At 37.4% G+C, this 3,326-nt stretch carries 3 protein-coding genes and 1 pseudogene; 1 reads left to right on the top strand and 3 read right to left on the bottom strand.

The window, feature by feature from the left end; translation table 11 throughout:
- Positions 1–368: 368 nt before the first annotated feature.
- The 3 genes from AC07UV_RS25580 to AC07UV_RS25570 form a co-directional block, all read right to left on the bottom strand.
- Positions 369–965, bottom strand: coding sequence for a Crp/Fnr family transcriptional regulator (locus AC07UV_RS25580; RefSeq protein WP_495185833.1), 597 nt, complete (start codon positions 963–965; stop codon positions 369–371).
- A gap of 541 nt (positions 966–1,506) precedes the next feature.
- A complete protein-coding gene (locus AC07UV_RS25575; protein ID WP_495185832.1) occupies positions 1,507–1,854 on the bottom strand; it encodes a hypothetical protein in 348 nt (115 codons plus the stop codon).
- 153 nt (positions 1,855–2,007) lie between these two features.
- Positions 2,008–2,205, bottom strand: a complete 198-nt coding sequence (locus AC07UV_RS25570) for a hypothetical protein (RefSeq protein WP_495185831.1) — start codon at positions 2,203–2,205, stop codon at positions 2,008–2,010.
- Between the two features lie 469 nt (positions 2,206–2,674).
- On the opposite strand from AC07UV_RS25570, the pseudogene AC07UV_RS25565 reads away from it, so the two are divergent.
- A pseudogene (locus tag AC07UV_RS25565) lies at positions 2,675–2,848 on the top strand (efflux RND transporter permease subunit); the annotation flags it as partial.
- Positions 2,849–3,326: the final 478 nt, after the last annotated feature.

Genomic DNA, 3,326 nt, shown 5'->3' with positions numbered 1-3,326 from the left:
GAAATTGTTTGCATAATTTAATATCAGTTTTTAATTGTTATTTACTTATATTCAGTGGATTAATTAGTCTTACTTTATGTTCTATCCCAGATTAATACCTTATAACCACACTTTATTTTTGCTTTTTATAAAGCAAAAATAAAGTGTGGTTTCGAGGATACTCTTTACATAGGTTGAGTGCAAGGATTTTTTTATCTTTTATTTCCATCTCGGTATGCAAGTCAATACAATCATTTTCCTTAATACGTACTATCAATGAATCAAAAATGAGATATGGACATTCCAATTTTGCCTGACCTACTATTTACAGCAAAATTAAAGCGTGATTTTAAGCCCACACTTTCCATAGGTTGGGCACAATGATATTTTTATTTGGTCAGTTCTTTACGTATTCTGCTCAACTGTGTCGGGGTAATGCTGAGGTGCGAAGCAATATATTGTAGCGGAATTCTGCTGTCTATTCCCGGATGTGCTTGCAGCAATTTTAGATACCTTGCAGTGGCACTTTCGGTAAGTAAGGAAATTTCTCTTTCTTCATTAATGACTATCCATTTTTTTTCCAGATAGGCAATGTACAGGTTCTTTAACTCATCATTTTGATTAATAGCTGCTCTTGTTTGACGATAGGGCATACATACCACTGTGGTGTTTTCAATAGCTTGCAATGTAAATTCATTGGCTGTTTTTATGATTGCCGAAAATCTAGTGCTCGCAAAATCCCTCTCCAAATAAATCCATTTATTCCAGATAGCTCCTTTTTCATCTATAAAATAAGAGTTTAATGCACCTTTACAAACAAAGAAAATGTCATTGCCGACACGGCCTTCCTTTAATAAAACTTCATTTTTTTTAAATTGTTGAATGTGCACAGTTTCGGCCAACAAATTAAATGCCTTATCCGAAATAGGATACACGTTCACCACAGCTTCTTTAAAGTCTGCGAGATATTTTTCTGTTTCCGTCATTTGTTGTGGCGGGGTTATGTGATGATATTACTTTCAAATAAATATAACGTATCTTTTAAATAGTTGAAATTGTTTTTTCTTCTTGGGTAAATAAACCAGTATCTTTGATTCTGTGATTAGAAAAATGAAACTACCCACTATAATCAGTTAAGTATTGTGTTATCTGTGATAGTGCGTTCAGTTCGCTCAGCCGAATTTCTTCGTTTTCGTTTCTCCATGCTCACTTGTAACAAATTACGTTCTGGTTTAGGTACTTGAAGCGCAGTTTCATATTCGTCTTTATGATCGTTATGCCTAGATAGTTCTCCAGCCAAAATATAAGCGCTAATAATCGAGAGACTTGTGCCCATTCCGGTCATAGGGGTGGGGCAATAAGCTGCATCTTCCACCATCGCGCATCGTCCGCTGGTCCATCTAGGCGCTTTTACTTGGCTAATTCCGTCCAGGTACACATCTTTGCTTTCTTCTAATGCAGCAAGTATCCGGGAAGCCTGCCACCCGGCATCTGTAAACTTTTGTATGAGAATTTCTTTTTGCTCAGCTAAATTGAGCTTTTCATATCCATTATCTGATGACAGAAAGGAAAAAGATGCTCTGGTCGTGCCTCATTGTCTGGTCTTGTGTTAATAACCCTTGATTCTGGAGCATTGTACAAATAAGCCCATTTTGTATCCGATTCAATACATGGAATGGTCAGATATGAGCAATAGACACCGATATATTTTACGACAGGTTCATTTCCTAACATTAAAGTGCGGGTTGTGGAACGGATACCATCTGCTGCAATGACGAGATCAAAGGAACGTTGGGGGCTATTTTTAAAGGTGACGGTAACTTTATCTTCTTGATCCTCTAGGTCTATGATCTGATCACCAAAAACATACTTCACACTATCCTTTGTTGCGTCATAAAGGATTTTTGCCAGATCGCCACGCAGGATTTCAAGTTCAGCTGTTCCGAAGTCTGAATTTCCCTTTGGAAAAGATCCTATGATTTGATTGTTTTTATTAACAAAACAAACGCCCAGTTCCCTGGTATTGGCCTAGCGGATCTTATCTTCTAATCCCATTAGCTGAACTATCTGCTGTGCTTCTTTCCGGACATCTATATTTTGACCTCCCAACCTTAATTCATCTGCACGTTCGATAACCGTCACATCAAAACCACATCGGTGTAGCCAGAATGTCAGGGTGGGGCGAGCTATACTGGCACCAGAAACGAGAATTGTTCTTTTCTTCATTTTCAATTTTAAGTCGCATGCACCTGTAAAGAATTCATATCATTCAGGAAATTCAATATCTCAAAATTCATCCAATTTTTTATAGTATTTTCCAAAATTTGGAAAAATTTTATTGCATGTACCATAAACACGAGATATCACCGCTCTTGGTTTGCAAAAAAAAGACTCCTTAAGTTTTGATATTAGCCTCAGGTATCAAAATTCTCTGGCTCCCCATTAGTCTATTCAAACCAAATATGCCATAGCCCTTTATAGGCAGGAAGCCACCTAGAAACCATGGAAATATGGAGTAATCCAGCTGTTTGGATAGTTGGCCAAAGAGCAATGGCATAAAAGTAATACCGATATAAGCACAGGCCATCTGTATGCCCATAATAGCCTGGGAGGCAACTTCTTTTCGGTCATATTATTAAGTGGCTTCCTTTTTATAGGCGTGCTTCTTATTACAGTTTAAGAATTACAGTTTAAGAATTTCAAGGGGATTATTATCGTATTATCCATTATTCCGTTAGGTATATTGGGTGGTGCAATAGCGCTGCTTTTAACCGGCAATCCCATGTCTTTGGTTTCTATCATCGGTTTTATCGGCCCGTCAGGAATACAGGTTAAGAATTCGCTCCTCCTCCTGGATTTTACAAACTAGCTTAGGGTTGAGGGCCACTCCTTGGATTAAGCTATTCATATAGCGGGCGAGACACGGTTTTTACCTGTTGTCTTACATCTATTACCGCTATCTGTGGATTGATAACTACTGCATTAAATCCCAATCCGCTTATTGCCCCCTTGGCGATTGTACTTATTGGCGGGCTTATAAGTTCAACAATCCTATCAAGGATTGTAACACCAGTAATGTACAGGCTCATCCCACCACAGATCGAAGAGAAGATAACGAAAAGTAATGAATACACTTTTCAATGGCAATATAGGAAGCCAGTCCCTTATATAGTTCCTATGGGGCTGGCCAAATGTAAAGGCTAATATAGACTGCTAAAAATGTTTAACAAAAAACCGATTTCCCCCTATAGGAAATTACCGACCAAAAAAATATGAACACAAAAAAACTGATTTTAATACAATTAAGGACATAATTTAAAAGAATTTTGTATCATATTAAAAATAAA

It is taken from the genome of Sphingobacterium sp. GW821-FHT03E03 (assembly GCF_059420745.1).
The sequence above is the reverse complement of the archived record's forward strand: the minus strand, read 5'-3'. Positions and strand labels throughout refer to the sequence as shown.

Excerpts from the sequence above, each read along its gene's own strand:
- AC07UV_RS25580 (WP_495185833.1), bottom strand. The coding sequence starts at position 965 with ATGACGGAAACAGAAAAATATCTCGCAGACTTTAAAGAAGCTGTGGTG.
- AC07UV_RS25570 (WP_495185831.1), bottom strand. The coding sequence starts at position 2,205 with ATGAAGAAAAGAACAATTCTCGTTTCTGGTGCCAGTATAGCTCGCCCC.